Genomic DNA, 12,035 nt, shown 5'->3' with positions numbered 1-12,035 from the left:
CCGGCTGTGACCGGGGCGGTCGGGGTTCTAGAGCGGGGGCTGGGCGGGGGCCGGGCCCAGGGTGGTGGTGCCGGGGGCGGTGCGGTGGCCGAGGCCGGTGCGGTAGGCGTCGAGGGCGGCCTCGACACGGCCCGTGCGGCGCAGCAGGTCGCCCAGGAGACGGCAGAGGTCGGCGAGGTCGCCGGCGGCACCGGCGCGTTCCAGCAGGCTGAGGGCGCGGACGTAGTGCTCCTCGGCGGCCTCCGTGTCCCGGGCGTCCTCGGCGATGATGCCGAGCAGCCGGTGGGCGGCGGCGGAGTGCACGGCACCGCGCTCGGAGGAGAGGTCGCCGAGGACGCCCTGGAGCAGTTCCGCGGCCTCCGCCGACTTGCCCCGGCGGTGCAGGACGTCGGCCAGTTCGACGGCGGCCTGGCTGCCGTAGAGCGTGGCGCGGGTGGCGGCGAGCATCTCCTGGGCCTGCCGCAGCTCGTCCTCGGCGTGCTCCAACTGGCCGTTCTGCGCGTAGACGTATCCGCGCATCCAGTGGCAGTTGGCGAGTTCGGTGCGCAGCTGGAGCTGGCGGTACAGCTCGGCGGCCTTGGCGAGGGAGGCGTCGGCCTCGGCGAGCCGGCCCTCGGCGAGCAGGGTGCGGGCGACGGAGCGGTGCATGCGGGCGACGAGCGCCGGGTCGCCGACCTGGGGGGCGAGGGCGAGGGCGAACTCGGCGGCCTGGGCGGCGCGGGCCTGGGCGCCCATGTCCATGTACGGGCCGATGACGGAGGCGTAGAGCAGCAGGAGCGCGTCGGGGTCGTGCAGTCCGCCGCGGTTCAGCTCGTCGAGGGTGGACTCCAGGAGGTAGACGGCGTAGCGGAGTTCACCGGCGAGGTAGTGGGCGACGGCGCGGCCGCGCAGGGCGGGGACGCGGCAGGGCAGGGGCGCGTCGGCGAGCCGCCGCTCGGCCCGCTCGAAGCAGTCCCGGGCGGCCTCCAGGTCGCCGGTGTCGATCCCGCACTCCCCGAGCCCGAGCAGCGCGGTGGCCTCCTCCTCGGCCAGGTGGTTCTCCTGGGCCTCGGCGAGCAGCGCGGCGTACTGGAGGGCGGCGTCCTCCGCCTCGCCGGTGGCGAGGGCGCGCTGGGCCTCGGTGAGCCGGAGCCGCAGGTCGGTGACGAGCCTCGCCGACCGTCCGGTGGCCAGCTCCTCGAAGTCGACGCCGAGCCGCTCGGCGATGTGCTTGAGCGCCTCGTCGGAGGGGCGCACCCGGCCGGCCTCCAGGGTGGAGACGTAGGCGGGGGTGTAGGTCGGTTCGGCCAACTGCCTTTGTGTCAGGCCCTGTTCGACGCGCAGCCGCTGCACGCGTCGTCCGATGACTTCCGGTTCGTCCCGTTCTCCCACGCCCGACTCCCCCAACTCCCCCTACGCCTCTTGCCGTTGGACTATCGCAGCCCATAGGTTAAACGGCGAATTAAGCTTGCTTAATACATCGTTGTTGCCGTGTCCCCGCCGACGTTGCGAGGTTGCCGTGCCCGGACCCCCCTCCGCACGTTCCGGACGCCCCTCCACACCCTTCGTCAGAGCCCTCACCGCGGCCGTCCTCGCCACCGCCGCCCTGGTCATCGCCGCCAACACGGGCCCGGCCCCCGCCACGGAGACGTCCCCCGCGACCCCGGCGGTACAGCAGGCCGAAGGCCGCTAGAGCCTCTCCTTCGGGACCCGTCCCGCAGGTCAGCCCTGGGTCTGCAACTGGCGCAGCTGCCGGTGGACATGGTCCAGGGCGCCCTGGCGGCGGCCCGGCACGCGGCCGCGCAGTTCCGCGAGCGCGGGGCCGAGCTCACGGGCCCGGGACGGATCGGTGATCCGGCCCCACTGGTGGTGCGCCCGGTCCACGGCCGCCTCCACCGCGGGCGCGTCGACCGGCTGACCGGCGGCCAGCCGGGCCGCCGCCACCACGAGCCACGCCCGGCAGCTGCGCGCGGCGTCCCCCGCGAACATCGCGAGATCCGCCCGCACCTCGGACCAGTGCAGCGCCGCCTCCGACCCCACCCCGTGCGAGGCCGCGGCCGTCCCCTCCCACCGCGCGGCCAGCGCGTCGGCGTCGGCGTGCCGGCCGTCCCGGACGGCGGTGGCTATCGCGGCGTGCGGATCGAGGACCGCGTCCCCCGGCCCGTCCGGCGCGGGCCGGGGCGTCTGGAAGGACGGCGGGATCCGCAGGGGCGGCTGGGGGCGGTGGCCGCCGGGGGCGGGCAGGACGGGCAGGGCAGGGTGCGTGGAGGGCGCGGGCTGTGCTGGGGGCGCGGGGTGGGCGAGGGGCGCGGAGCCGGAGGGGTGGGCAGGGTGCACGGAGGACACGCGGTGCGCGGGTGTGAGTACCGCCGTGGCCGGGAATCCGTGCAGCACCAGATCCCCCACCTCCCCCTCCCCCGCGATCCGCGCCAACGCCATCTGGTGCAGCTGCTCCACCGCCGGCCGGCCGCCGCTGCGCAGTATCGTCGCCAGCGCCTTCATGTACGTGGGCACCGCGACCGTACGGCGTCCCGGCGGCGGCGCGATCCGGCCGTACACCGCGATCCCCGGCCCGCACTCCAGCACGTGCCCGCGCAGCCATCCCCAGGTCTCGGCGTCGGCGTGCAGGTCCACCAGCAGCGTCGTCGTGCCCGGGGCACGCAGCCGCAGTTCCTCGCGCAGCCAGTGCCACGGCAGGCCGGTGTAGCGGACGGTCGACGGGGTGGTCCTGGCCAGGGCCAGGTGCGGCAGGTGCTGGCGCCGGTCCAGCTGGAGCTGGCCGGTGACGAAGAGCGTCAGCGGTCCGGGTGCCGCCGCGGCGGCCCGCAGCCGGGTGAGCACGGCCTGCGGTTCCAGTGGATCGGCCAGCTCGACGACGTTCGCGGTGTCGGTGCCGGCCAGTATCGCGGGCGGCACGGCCGCGAGCACGGGGAGGACGGACGCCGCGTCCACCAGACACCCCTTGCCCACGGGCGAGGCCGCCAGCAGCAGCACGGTTCCGGGCATGGTCCCTCCCCCTGTCGATCACGTACGTCAGCACGGTAACCGCTGCTGCTGCAAAGGTGTGCCCCAGGACTGCAAACATCCCCGTTCGGGGCGTTCGCCCCCGGCCCGGGGCGCGAGGACCGGGGACCGTCACCCCAGTCGCGACTCCGGCCCCGGGGGCCGCCCCGTCGTACGGACCGCGAAGACCGTCGTGTCGTCGGCCAGCCGCCCCCGGCAGTGCCGCAGGGTGCCGTCGCGGACATGGGCGACCAGGCGGGCGGGCTCGGCGTTGCGGGGGTCGCGGGCGACCGCCGCCGCGAGGCGCTCGGCCAGCGGGTAGAACGTCCCCGTGCCGTCCCGGGCCTCCGTCACCCCGTCCGTGACCAGCAGCAGCGTCTCACCGGGGTCGACCGTCACCCGCAGCACGGAGGGCGGACCGGCCCGCCCGATGAGGTCGCCGAGGCCGAGCGGCAGACCGTCCCCGGCCGGCAGGAGCCGTACCCCGTGGGTGCCGACCGCGAGCGGCGGTTCGTGGCCGAAGCCCACGATCTGCACCGTGCTCCGGTCGCCCGGCGGGAAGCCCAGCAGCAGGGCCGTGGCGAACCGGTCGCCGTCGGCCCGGCCCAGCGCGACCGTGAGCACCCGGTGGCGGCGTATCCGGGTCTCCAGCCGGGCGGCGACGGTCGCGAGGTCCGGTTCGTGGTACGCGGCCTCACGGAACGCGCCGAGCAGCGCGGCCGCCGCCTCCACCGCGCCCAGCCCCTTGCCCTGGACGTCGCCGAGCAGCACCCGGGTGCCATGCGGGCCGGGCTGGATGTCGTAGAAGTCGCCGCCCACGCGGGCGACCGCGTCGGCGGCGAGATACACGGCCGCGTGGTCGAGACCGCCCCAGACGGGGGGCAGCGGGCGCAGCACGGTACGGCGGGTGGTCTCGGCGATGTCCATCATGTGCAGCATCCGCCGCTCCCCGCGCACCCGGACCGCGGCGGCCAGCACGGCGAGGATCCCGCCGACCAGGACGAGGACGAAGTCGGCCGGTCCGGCCCGGTACTGGTCGGGCCAGGCGGCGTCCGCGCCGAGATAGGTGAGCAGTGCGAGCACCGCGAAGAGGACCGTCGTCCACAGCCCGCAGAGCGCGGCGGCGATGGCGGAGACGAACACGCACCAGGAGACGATCCGGAACTCGCCGGTGGTGTTGTAGTCGACGTAGGCGATGGCCAGGAGGGTGAGCAGCGGCACCAGCCAGGTGACGCTGCGGCCCCGGAACCGCAACAGCTGGTGCCGTTGCAGCACGTCCCGGCGCCGGGCCCGCGGGCTGCGGTCGTACGGCTCGTGGCCTGCGGCCTCCATGTCGTGGCCCCCGGCCTCCATGACGTCAGGGAAGCACGGTGCGGCACGCCCCGCATCCGCGCACCCGGCGGAGAACCGTGCCCGCACCCGACTTGCCACCGCCTTCCCCCAGGTGTGCCCTGGAGGGACGGGGACGAGGAGAGAGGAGTGCTCTCATGGCTCATGCGGCACCCGCGGTGCGGGCCCCCTACCGGACGAGCAGGACACCCGACGTCTTCAGCGAGCGGACCCACCGGATCGCGTCGTGGACGGTACCTGTCGTGCTCGGCCTGATCTACGGCTACTGGGTGGCGGCCAACAACCGCTCCGGTGGTCCCATCACCGGCTGGAACGTCCTGCTCGGCTTCGTGAGCGCGATCGTGTTCGCGGCGCTGTGGATGGGCATCCACGCCCTGGCCCCGCACGTGATGCGTGAACTGCACGCCCTGATGTGGGCGGCGTTCGCGGGCTGTGCGTTCGGCTTCCTCTTCAGCGAGACCGGCGCCAGCATCCAGCGCTCCGCGGCCATGGGCCTGGCGATCGGCGCGAGCACCTTCGGGGTGCTGTTCTACCGCTACTACACCCACGAGGACGCGGCCGGACATCGCATCCGCTAGCCCGGTCTCCTCGGTCAGGACACCACGTGGGCCCCGGCGTTGTACGCCGGGGCCCACGCGTTCCCTCATCCCTCCACTCACCGGGCGGCGGGTATCCACTCCCGGCCGCCCGACGAGGTCTCTAGGAGACGGTCAACTCGATCGAGCCCGAGATGCTGAACGAGCCGGAGACCAGCAGCTTCCACTGCGGGAAGAGGTCGGCGCAGGCGGGCACGCGCGCACCGCCGGTGTCGACGAACGCGGCGGTCGCCCAGGCCTCGGCGCCGACGAGCCAGTACCAGTACGGGTTGCCGTCGACACTCTGTCCCTTGACCATGCACAGCACACGGTCGTGGCTGCCGGGCGGCAACTGCCCGGCGAGCGGCGCGTGGGTGGTGGGTGCCTGCCGCAGGGCGAGGTCCGGTGCGGGAGACGACGGTGCCCCGGACCGGGCCGTCGACACCGCTGCCGTGTCCTTCGGTGTAGGTCGGTGAAGCTACCGCCGCGGTGGTGCCCAGCGCCGTCGCGGCGAGGGTGCCACCGGTGAGCAGGGCCGCGGCCAGAGTCCGCAGGGCCGGAGTGGTGAGCATGATCGGCCTCCTTCTCCCCAGAACCAGGTAACACCCGTTCGGGTGAACCCTCCACCGGAGACGGCCCGGAGGGCCGGAAACCCCAGCTCCGGCCCGGTGTGGCGGCGTGCACCCGGCCGGCCCAGCAGCGCTCGCGGCGCCCGCCCGGCCGCTGTTGCCTGAAAACGTGTCCCGAAGCCCGCGGACCGCCCTCTCGGCCGCCCTGATCGCCCTGGCCTGCCTGCTGGTGCCGTTCGGCACCCTCGCGGCCTGGGCGGCGTACGGCCTGACCGACACCGGACGGTACGTCACCACCATGGCGCCGCTCGCCTCCGACCCCGCGGTCCGGGACGTGGTCGCGGACACGGTCGGTGACGAGGTGGCGCGCGCATCCGGCCTGGACCGCGTCCTCGTACGGGACGCGGTCCGCTCCTTCACCGGCACCCACGCCTACCGCACCGCGTGGGACACGGCCAACACGGCCGCGCACACCGCCGTGATGCGGGCGCTGCACGACGACCGCGACCGCCGCGTCACCCTCGACCTGGCCGCCGTCGTGGCGCCCCTGAAGCGTCAACTGGCAGCCGACCGTGCACCGTTCGCCGAAAGCATCCCGGTCGAGCACCGCGCCCTGGTGCTGGTCCGGCCCCATGAACTGGCCGTCCTGAGGAAGGGCTACCACGTGCTCGACTTCGCCGGTTTCTGGCTGCCCTCGGCGGCCGTCCTCTTCGCCGTCACCGGGATCGCCGTGGCCGCCTGCCGCCGCCGCGCGCTCACGGCGACCGCGCTGGGCACCGCCCTGGGCGGCGCGTTCCTCGGCCTCGCGGTCGCGATCGGCCGCCGGCTCACCCTCGACGACCTGGCCGACCCGGCCCACCGCCCGGCGGCGGCCGCCGTCTACGACGCCCTGACGACCACCCTGCGCACCGCGTCCTGGCTGCTGCTCACGCTGGGCCTGACGGTCGCGGCGGCCGCCTGGCTCACCGGGTACGTCAGGACGGCCCCGCCGCGGCGACCGCGGCGAGCGTCCGCAGCGCCCGCGTCAGTTCCGCCTCCGGAGCCGACGCGAGTCCGAGCCTGACCGCGTCCGGGGTGCGGTGCGGGTCCACGGTGAAGGCGGTGCCGGGGGTGACGGCGATGCCGTGCGCGGCGGCGGCCGCGGTGAAGGTGTCCGCCCGCCATGGCGCGGGCAGCTCCCACCAGGCGAAGTAGGCGCGCGGGCCGGTGCGGAGGCCGGCCGTGCCCAGGTGCTCGGCGAGGATCGCCTGCCGGCGTTCGGCGTCCGCCCGTTTCCGGTCGACGAGCGTCGCCACGGTCCCGTCGCCGATCCAGCGCACGGCGGCCTCCAGCGCGAACCGGGCCGCGCTCCACCCGCCGGAGCGCACGGCGGCCCCCACGGCCTCGACCCGGTGCTCCGGTACGACGAGGAAGCCGACGGTCAGCCCCGGCGCGACCCGCTTGGACAGCCCGTCGACGACATGGGTGAGCGCGGGGGCGTGCGCGGCGAGCGGGACGGCGTCCGGCCGCAGGAAGGACCAGATGCGGTCCTCGACGACCGGGACGCCCAGGCCGGTGACGGCGGCGGCGAGTTCCCGTACCCGCCCTTCGCCGGTGACCAGCGAGATCGGGTTGTGCAGGGCCGGCTGGAGGTAGAGGGCGGAGAGGGGGGCGGCACGGTGGGCGGCGGCGAGCGCGTCCGGCCGTACGCCCCGCGCGTCGCTCGCCAGGGGCACCAGGACGATCCCCAGCCGTGCGGTGATCTCCTTGACCAGCGGATACGTCAGCTCCTCCACGCCGACCCGGCCGCCGGGGCGGACCAGGGAGGCGAGGGCGGCGGCAATGGCCTGGCGGGCGTTGCCGGTGAACAGCAGCCGGCCGGCGTCGGGCCGCCAGCCCGGGAGGGCGAGCAGGCCGGCGACGGCGGAGCGGGCGTCGGCGGTGCCGTCCGCGGCTCCCGGACGCATCGCCTGCGCGAGCGCGTCGGGCCGGAGCAGGGCGGCGAGGGCGGGGGCGAGCAGCTCCGACTGGCCCGGCGCGGAAGGGTAGTTCAGCTCCAGGTTCACGGGGGCGGTGGTCGCCGCCTCGACCAGCGCGCGCCCGCGCGGCGCGGGGGCGGCGGCGCGGACGAAGGTGCCGCGTCCGACCTCGCCCACCACGAGTCCCCGGCGCACGAGTTCGCCGTAGACCCGGCCGGCGGTGGAGGGAGCGATGCCGTGGCGGCGGGCGAACCAGCGCTGCGGCGGCAGCCGTTGGCCCGGACGGAGACGGCCGGCGGTGATGTCGTCGGCGATACGGTCCGCGATGGCCCGGAAGTCCCGCATACGGCTCTCCCCCTGAGATTGCACCGAGGGCAAAGATCTTATTGCACCGAGAAGTCGGGCCGACCTAGGGTCGCAGCCATGGCACCCTTCCTCGCATACGAGGACAAAGGCCCGGATTCCACACCGGCGCCCCTCGCTCCCCTCGCTCCCCTCGTCCCCCTCGTCCCCCTGGTTCTGGTTCACGGGCACCCCTTCGACCGCACCATGTGGACCCCGCAGACCGAGGCGTTCTCCGCCGAACGCCGAGTGATCGTCCCCGACCTGCGCGGCTACGGCGCCTCCCCCGTCCACCTGGGCGTGACCCCCCTCTCCCGCTTCGCCGAGGACATCCGGGAACTGCTCGACGCGCTCGGGGTGGACACCTTCGTCCTGGCCGGACTCTCCATGGGCGGCCAGATCGCCATGGAGTGCTACGACCGCTTCGGCGACCGCGTCCGCGGACTCGTCCTCGCCGACACCTTCCCCGCCGCCGAGACCCCCGCCGGGAAGACCGCCCGGCGGGAGACCGCCGACCGGCTGCTGTCGGAAGGCCTGCGCGGCTACGCCGACGAGGTGCTGGAGAAGATGGTCGCGCCGTACGCCGCCCCCGAGGTCAAGGCGCACGTCCACCGCATGATGACGGCCACCTCGCCCGAGGGCGCCGCGTCCGCCCTCCTCGGCCGCGCCGAACGCCCCGACTACCGCGCCCTGCTGACCCGGGTCACCGTCCCCGCCCTCGTCGTGGTCGGCGCCGACGACACGTTCACCCCGGTCTCCGACGCCGAGGCCATGCACGCCGCCCTCCCCGACTCCACCCTGTGCGTGATCGACGGCGCCGCCCACCTGCCCAACCTGGAACGCCCGCAGCGGTTCAACGCCGCACTGGGGACGTTCCTGGCACGGGTGGACGCCGCCCGGTAATCCCTTCGCCGCCACGCGCCCGCGCCGCTACCGTCCCGTCCATGAGCAGGAAGACGACGACCCTCTGGCGCCCCACCGGACCCGAGGAACTGGCGCTGGTCGAGGCCTCCGGGTGGACGGCCTGGCCGCCACGCCTCCCCGAGCAGCCGATCTTCTACCCGGTCCTCGACGAGGACTACGCGGTCCGTATCGCCCGGGACTGGAACGTCCCCGCCTCCGGCTCCGGCCACGTCACCCGCTTCGAGGTCGACACGGAGTTCCTGGAGCGGTATCCGGTGCGCCAGGTCGGCGGAGAGACCATCCTGGAGCTGTGGGTGCCGGCGGAGGAGTTGGATGAGTTCAACGCGCACATCGTGGGGCGCATCGAGGTCGTCCGCGAGTTCCGCTGACCCGCCCCGGCCGGGCCGGGCGCGGCTGCTCGGCGCCGGGTGCGCCGGGCTGCTGCTGGCCGCGGTGAGCGTGATCGTCGGATGCCGGGCCGCCGACACCGACGCCGTCACCCCCGTACCGCAACTGCTGGCCTTCCTGCCCTGGCTGCTGGTGCCCGCCGCGGCGGCCGTGGCACTCTCCCTGCTCACCCGCTGGTGGACCGGGCTGATCTGGGGCGTCGTCGTCCTCGGCCTGCTCGCCTGGTTCCTCAGGCCGTACGGACCGGGCGGCGAGCCCGGCGGACCGGCCCTCGCCCGGCTGCGCGTCCTCACCTCCAACGTGGAGTTCGGCTGGGCCACCGGCTCCCTGATCCCCGTCATCCGGCGCGACCGACCGGACATCGTGTTCGTCGAGGAGTGCGAGTACACCTGCCAGGCCCGGCTGAAACGCGAGGTCGGCGCCGCCTACCCGTACCGGCGGGCGGTCGAGGGGGACACCTCCGTCGGCTCGATCGTCCTCAGCCGCTTCCCCCTCACCGCCACCGCCGGCGTCCCCGGGAAGATGGGCATGCCCGGAGCGGTCGCCGACGTCGACGGACACCCCGTCCGGCTCCAGCTCGCCCACCCCAAACCCCCGCTGCCCCGCCAGGTCTCCCTGTGGAAGGAAGAGCTGGGACGGCTGCGCGCCTTCGCCGACCGGCACGACGACGGCCCCCTCGTCCTCGCCGGGGACTTCAACGCCTCACAGGACCACGCCGCCTTCCGCCGCATCCTCGACACCGGCCTGCGCGACGCCGCCCGGCTGGCCGGCGAGGGCCGCGAACCGAGCTGGCCCAGCGACACCACCCCCGCCTTCGGCGCCCAGATCGACCATGTGCTCGTCTCGAAGGAGTTCTCCGCGAGCCGCGCCCGCTTCCTCGACCTGGCCGGCACCGACCACCGCTCCCTGCTCGTCGACCTCACCCTGCACCAGCCCCGATAGCCGTCGCGGGCGGCGCCCATAATGAGCCCATGTCCCGCGAGTTCCCCATCGGCCTCACCCCTCCCGACTGGCTGGTGCGGAACCTCCGGCCCCAGCGGTCACGCGTCAACCGGCCCGCCGTCGCCCGCGCCGCCGTCGCCATGACCCTGCCCCTGGCGATCGGCCTCGCCGCCGGCCGGCCCGACTACGGCGCCCTCGCCTCCATGGGCGCCCTCTCCGGCGTCATCGGCGACACCGCCGACGCCTACCGCATGCGGATCCTCAACATCGCGATCCCCCAGCTCTTCGGCGCGGTCGGCATCACCCTCGGCGCGGCCGTCCACGGACACGGCTGGCTCGCCGTCGCCGCCGTCACCGGCGTCGCGCTGGTCTCCGGGATGATCTCCACCATCGGGGCCGTGGCCTCCGTCTCCGGACTCCTGCTCCTGCTGAACTCCGTGGTGGGCGCGGGCCTGCCCATGCCGGGACCGTGGTGGCTGGCGCCGCTGCTGATGACCGGCGGCGGACTCCTCGTGCTGCTCCTCGCCCTGCTCGCCTGGCCGCTGCGCTCCGGCGTCCCCGAACGCACCGCCGTCGCCGCCGCCTACCGCACGGTCGCCGACCTGCTCGCCGCCTGCGGCAGCGACGCCCCCGGCGCCTACGAGAACGCCCGGCACACCGTCACCCAGTCCCTCAACGAGTCCTACGACCTCGTCCTCGCCCACCGCGCCCGCCACCACGGCCGCAGCGCCGAACTGACCCGGCTGCTGGCCCAGCTGAACGCGATCACCCCGGTCGTCGAGGCCGCCCCCGCCGCCCACCTCAGCGGCCGGCCGCTCCCGCCGCAGGTCCCCGAAGCCGTCCACCACCTCGCCCAGGCGGTCGAGACCGGCTACACCGGCCCCATCGGCCTGAAGCTCCCCGACCCGGCCGGGGAGGCCGCGCGCGCCGTCGACCACGCCCTGCGCCACGCCGCCGAGGTCGTGGCCTCCCCCGACGTCGACGGCCACGGCATCGACGACCGCCTCGGCCGCCCCGCCGCCCTGCGCGTCCGCACCGCCCGCGCCACCCGGGGCGCCGCCCTGTCCGCCGCGTCCTGGCGGTACGGCCTGCGCCTGGCCCTGTGCATCGGACTCGCCCAGACCCTGGTGTCGACCGTGCCCGTCCCCCGCTCCTACTGGGTGGCCCTGACGATCACCTTCGTCCTCAAGCCCGACTTCGGCTCGGTGTTCTCCCGCGCCCTGCTGCGGGCCCTCGGCACGGTCGCCGGCCTGGTGGTCGCGGCGGCCGTCCTCTCCGAGGTGCCCCGCGGCTGGTGGGACGTGGCCGTCATGCTCCTGCTCGCACCGCTCGTCCCCGCGCTCACCCCGCGCGGCTACGGCTACCAGACGGCCGCCATCACCCCGGTGATCCTGCTGCTGTCGGACACGCTCAACCACCAGGGCACCGGCCTGCTGCTGCCCCGCCTGGTGGACTCCCTGATCGGCTGCGCGATCGTGCTGACCGTGGGCTATCTGCTCTGGCCCGAGAGCTGGCACACCCGCGTCGGCGCCCGGCTCGCGGACGCCGTCGCCGACGCCTCCCGCTATGTCGAGGCGGCGTTCGGCCCGGACGTCGTCCCCGCCGCCCGGGCCCGGATGCGCCGCCGCCTCTACCGCGACCTCTCCGTGGTCCGCACGGAGTTCCAGCGCGCCCTGACGGAACCGCCGCCCACCGGACGCCGGGCCGCCGCCTGGTGGCCGCTGGTCGTCGCCGTGGAACGGATCGTGGACGTGACGACGGCGGCCCGGGTCCGCGTCAAGCACGGAGCCGGGCCGCCGTCGCAGCGGGAGGTCGCCCATATCGCCCTCCAGCTCCGGGAACTGGCCGAGGGCCTGCGGGACACCGAGGTCCTCTACCCCGTCCGCACGGACCTCACGGGCCCGCCGGACAGCGTCCTGGAACCCCTGCGCCAGGAGGTCGCGGCGGCGAGGGCGATCGCCTCACCGGGATCGGACCGACCGGGTTCCCCCTAGGGGAGACGCCCC

12 protein-coding genes are annotated in these 12,035 nt (G+C 75.0%); 7 read left to right on the top strand and 5 right to left on the bottom strand.

Features of this window, described 5'->3' with window-relative positions:
• Nucleotides 1-27 precede the first annotated feature (27 nt).
• On the bottom strand, nucleotides 28-1,371 hold the full coding sequence (locus IE275_RS30455) for a helix-turn-helix domain-containing protein (protein WP_189715021.1): 1,344 nt from the start codon (nucleotides 1,369-1,371) through the stop codon (nucleotides 28-30).
• Nucleotides 1,372-1,498: 127 nt separating this feature from the next.
• On the opposite strand from IE275_RS30455, the gene IE275_RS30450 reads away from it, so the two are divergent.
• Nucleotides 1,499-1,672, top strand: coding sequence for a hypothetical protein (locus IE275_RS30450; RefSeq protein WP_189715019.1), 174 nt, complete (start codon nucleotides 1,499-1,501; stop codon nucleotides 1,670-1,672).
• Nucleotides 1,673-1,701: 29 nt separating this feature from the next.
• Here IE275_RS30450 and IE275_RS30445 read toward each other — a convergent pair whose 3' ends face one another.
• Nucleotides 1,702-2,985, bottom strand: coding sequence for a hypothetical protein (locus IE275_RS30445; RefSeq protein WP_189715017.1), 1,284 nt, complete (start codon nucleotides 2,983-2,985; stop codon nucleotides 1,702-1,704).
• A 129-nt stretch (nucleotides 2,986-3,114) separates the two neighbouring features.
• Nucleotides 3,115-4,335 (bottom strand): PP2C family protein-serine/threonine phosphatase, encoded by a 1,221-nt coding sequence (locus tag IE275_RS30440; RefSeq protein ID WP_373299314.1) that lies wholly within the window; start codon nucleotides 4,333-4,335, stop codon nucleotides 3,115-3,117.
• A 134-nt stretch (nucleotides 4,336-4,469) separates the two neighbouring features.
• Between IE275_RS30440 and IE275_RS30435 the strand changes: the two genes are divergently transcribed.
• Nucleotides 4,470-4,910: a hypothetical protein gene (locus IE275_RS30435; RefSeq protein WP_189715015.1), complete on the top strand. Its 441-nt coding sequence runs from the start codon at nucleotides 4,470-4,472 to the stop codon at nucleotides 4,908-4,910.
• Nucleotides 4,911-5,031: 121 nt separating this feature from the next.
• Here IE275_RS30435 and IE275_RS30430 read toward each other — a convergent pair whose 3' ends face one another.
• Nucleotides 5,032-5,352: a hypothetical protein gene (locus IE275_RS30430; RefSeq protein ID WP_229870718.1), complete on the bottom strand. Its 321-nt coding sequence runs from the start codon at nucleotides 5,350-5,352 to the stop codon at nucleotides 5,032-5,034.
• A gap of 293 nt (nucleotides 5,353-5,645) precedes the next feature.
• Here IE275_RS30430 and IE275_RS30425 point away from each other — a divergent pair, with 293 nt between their 5' ends.
• On the top strand, nucleotides 5,646-6,539 hold the full coding sequence (locus tag IE275_RS30425) for a hypothetical protein (protein WP_189715013.1): 894 nt from the start codon (nucleotides 5,646-5,648) through the stop codon (nucleotides 6,537-6,539).
• On the opposite strand, the gene IE275_RS30420 is transcribed toward IE275_RS30425, so the two are convergent.
• Entirely contained in the window at nucleotides 6,451-7,779 is a 1,329-nt protein-coding gene (locus IE275_RS30420; protein ID WP_189715011.1) for an aminotransferase-like domain-containing protein, read from the bottom strand. The genes IE275_RS30425 and IE275_RS30420 overlap by 89 nt on opposite strands.
• A 78-nt stretch (nucleotides 7,780-7,857) precedes the next feature.
• Between IE275_RS30420 and IE275_RS30415 the strand changes: the two genes are divergently transcribed.
• From IE275_RS30415 to IE275_RS30400, 4 genes are read left to right on the top strand one after another with little or no spacing between them, the layout of a single operon-like run.
• Nucleotides 7,858-8,679, top strand: coding sequence for an alpha/beta fold hydrolase (locus IE275_RS30415; RefSeq protein WP_189715009.1), 822 nt, complete (start codon nucleotides 7,858-7,860; stop codon nucleotides 8,677-8,679).
• 41 nt (nucleotides 8,680-8,720) lie between these two features.
• Complete coding sequence (locus IE275_RS30410; RefSeq protein ID WP_189715007.1) at nucleotides 8,721-9,068, top strand: hypothetical protein; 348 nt, start codon at nucleotides 8,721-8,723, stop codon at nucleotides 9,066-9,068.
• Complete coding sequence (locus IE275_RS30405; protein ID WP_189715005.1) at nucleotides 9,013-10,029, top strand: endonuclease/exonuclease/phosphatase family protein; 1,017 nt, start codon at nucleotides 9,013-9,015, stop codon at nucleotides 10,027-10,029. The genes IE275_RS30410 and IE275_RS30405 overlap by 56 nt, the downstream gene beginning before the upstream one ends.
• Nucleotides 10,030-10,058: 29 nt before the next feature.
• Entirely contained in the window at nucleotides 10,059-12,023 is a 1,965-nt protein-coding gene (locus tag IE275_RS30400; protein WP_189715003.1) for an FUSC family protein, read from the top strand.
• The last annotated feature ends 12 nt before the right edge of the window (nucleotides 12,024-12,035 follow it).

The sequence above is a fragment of the Streptomyces phaeofaciens genome (assembly GCF_014648915.1).
Lineage (GTDB): Bacteria > Actinomycetota > Actinomycetes > Streptomycetales > Streptomycetaceae > Streptomyces > Streptomyces phaeofaciens.
The sequence above is the reverse complement of the archived record's forward strand: the minus strand, read 5'-3'. Positions and strand labels throughout refer to the sequence as shown.

Excerpts from the sequence above, each read along its gene's own strand:
- IE275_RS30445 (WP_189715017.1), bottom strand. The coding sequence starts at position 2,985 with ATGCCCGGAACCGTGCTGCTGCTGGCGGCCTCGCCCGTGGGCAAGGGG.
- IE275_RS30440 (WP_373299314.1), bottom strand. The coding sequence starts at position 4,335 with ATGGAGGCCGGGGGCCACGACATGGAGGCCGCAGGCCACGAGCCGTAC.
- IE275_RS30435 (WP_189715015.1), top strand. The coding sequence starts at position 4,470 with ATGGCTCATGCGGCACCCGCGGTGCGGGCCCCCTACCGGACGAGCAGG.
- IE275_RS30420 (WP_189715011.1), bottom strand. The coding sequence starts at position 7,779 with ATGCGGGACTTCCGGGCCATCGCGGACCGTATCGCCGACGACATCACC.
- IE275_RS30415 (WP_189715009.1), top strand. The coding sequence starts at position 7,858 with ATGGCACCCTTCCTCGCATACGAGGACAAAGGCCCGGATTCCACACCG.
- IE275_RS30410 (WP_189715007.1), top strand. The coding sequence starts at position 8,721 with ATGAGCAGGAAGACGACGACCCTCTGGCGCCCCACCGGACCCGAGGAA.
- IE275_RS30405 (WP_189715005.1), top strand. The coding sequence starts at position 9,013 with ATGAGTTCAACGCGCACATCGTGGGGCGCATCGAGGTCGTCCGCGAGT.
- IE275_RS30400 (WP_189715003.1), top strand. The coding sequence starts at position 10,059 with ATGTCCCGCGAGTTCCCCATCGGCCTCACCCCTCCCGACTGGCTGGTG.